We start from the raw sequence: 248 nt of genomic DNA on the forward strand, positions 1-248 counted from the left end.
GCCGCCCCGGCATAGAACGAGCGCGCATAGACGACATCCACCTCCGCCCGCTTGGTAGCCTCATCAAGCGCTGTATAGCCGATATCATCAATCGTAACCGTCAGTATGCCTACACTGCGCTGTCCAGACACCAGTCCGAGCTTTTCTGCAAGCGCTGCGTCCACATTCGGAATCATGCGCACCGCCAGCACATCCGCTTTAATCGGCTGAAGATTCATACGTTCTCTCCCTCCTTCCCTACTGTTCTT

Annotated in this window: 1 protein-coding gene; it reads right to left on the reverse strand. The window is 55.6% G+C overall.

Annotated elements, in window-relative coordinates; all coding sequences use genetic code 11:
• Positions 1-218, reverse strand: a 218-nt coding sequence (locus LKX83_RS32755) for a BMC domain-containing protein (protein WP_227887460.1), incomplete at its 3' end; no start/stop codon positions are given.
• Positions 219-248: the final 30 nt, after the last annotated feature.

This window comes from Cohnella baijiui, from assembly GCF_020731285.1.
Classification (GTDB): Bacteria; Bacillota; Bacilli; order Paenibacillales; family Paenibacillaceae; genus Cohnella.